The sequence below is a fragment of the Bacillus sp. JJ1521 genome (assembly GCF_036965165.1).
Classification (GTDB): domain Bacteria; phylum Bacillota; class Bacilli; order Bacillales; family Bacillaceae_L; genus Ferdinandcohnia.
The window spans coordinates 1-1681 of the sequence record NZ_JBALOX010000219.1 but is presented as its reverse complement, the minus strand read 5'-3'; the positions used below and the strand labels follow the sequence as shown (position 1 = coordinate 1681).

Here is a 1681-nt window from a genome sequence, read left to right as displayed (position 1 = left end):
TTTTAGGGGTAACCACCCTCAGGGACTTTCTTTTACTATAACTTTACTGATTTCACATTATAAACTGGTTTTTCAAACCAGCTGGTTGCAATTTTTTGGAAAATTTCTTTTTCGCCTGTTGTGAGGAACAGGTGATTCTTTTTCCTTGCCTTTTTATTTAATAATCCACTATAGAATAATACAGTGCTGACTTCGCGTGCTGTTTCAGCGCCGGAGTCGATAAGCTTGATACTATCTCCAAGATAAGCTTGAATGGTATCACGAAGGAGTGGATAATGGGTACAACCAAGGATCAGGGAGTCGATTTCTTTGCCTTGTAAAGCCTCAAGAGATTCGGCTACAATTTGTTCCGCCTCGGGACCAACAAACTCGCCTGCCTCGACAATTGGAACAAATCGGGGGCATGCAAGACTTTCGACAATGATTTGATTGTTAATTGATTTTAGTGCATCTTCATAAGCTCCACTTTCAATAGTATTGATTGTTCCGATAACACCGACGTAGTTATTTTTTGTAACCTTTAATGCAGTCCTTGCCCCTGGGGATACTACTCCGATTACAGGGATGGAGAGCTCAGCTTGGATTTCGTCCAATACAAGGGCAGTTGCCGTATTACAGGCGATGACAAGCATTTTAATATCGTGTGACAATAAATAATTCGTCAGCTCCCATGTAAACTGACGAACTTCTTCTGTAGGTCTTGGTCCATACGGACACCTTGCGTTATCACCTAAATATATGATTTCTTCATTTGGTAATTGTCTAATTATTTCCCGAGCAACGGTTAACCCGCCCACCCCGGAATCAATAATACCGATTGGTCTTTTCAAACGTTTCGCCTCATTCTACTCGCATTTCTTGATGTAATTTTCTTAGACTTTGTTCTAGTTGGATAACTTCTTCATCGGAAAAGTTTTCCATGATTTCATGTAAATAATCTTGTCTTTTTTTAATTACTTCTTCAATGATACGTTCTCCTTCTTCAAGTAAATGAATTCGAACCACACGACGATCTTTTGGGTCTTTTACCCGCATAACAAGAGTGTTTTTTTCCATTCGATCAACAAGATCGGTTGTTGTGCTGCATGCTAAAAACATTTTATTTGATAATTCACCAATTGTCATGTCTCCATGTTCAAGCAACCACTGTAGGGCAATAAATTGTGGTGTTGTAATTGTGAAGTTACTTAAGATTTCACGGCCTTTTTGTTTGATTAATCCGGAAATAAAACGAAGAGATTTTTCGATATCTGCGATTACTTGGTAGTCTTTTGTTTCATTGCTCTCTTGAACAGTCATTACATCCTCTCCTAGTAAGGTTTTTAGTGTAAAAATCCACCTGTTTTCTCTCGTGGCACAGTTCGTGAATTGTATAATCTGTAAGAACTTTTTCATTTCAGGAAAAAACTATATTATTCTTATTTTCTACTTTTTTCGCGTAAAAAGCAAGTTCAAGTATTTAGAAACTATGTAGTTGTTCTTTAAATATAGAGTTCAAAAAGGAGGATGAAAAGGACCCGTCGACAAGAACGCCACGTCCTGTGGCATTGTCGACACTAGCACGTCCTGTGCGTCGAAAGTTCGAGGCGGAGCAGTTTTGAGTAGCGGAACGTATGTAGTTGATACGTGAGCAGACGATTTTGCACGCCGGAAAAGTGGTTTCCTTTTCCAAGGAACGGAA

At 39.0% G+C, this 1681-nt stretch carries 2 protein-coding genes; both read right to left on the bottom strand.

Annotated features, from left to right (window positions below; genetic code table 11):
- Window positions 1-35 precede the first annotated feature (35 nt).
- Window positions 36-830, bottom strand: coding sequence for a glutamate racemase (gene racE / locus V7147_RS22630; protein ID WP_335370058.1), 795 nt, complete (start codon window positions 828-830; stop codon window positions 36-38).
- Window positions 831-840: 10 nt separating this feature from the next.
- Window positions 841-1299, bottom strand: coding sequence for a MarR family winged helix-turn-helix transcriptional regulator (locus tag V7147_RS22625; RefSeq protein WP_335370057.1), 459 nt, complete (start codon window positions 1297-1299; stop codon window positions 841-843).
- Between the last annotated feature and the right edge of the window lie 382 nt (window positions 1300-1681).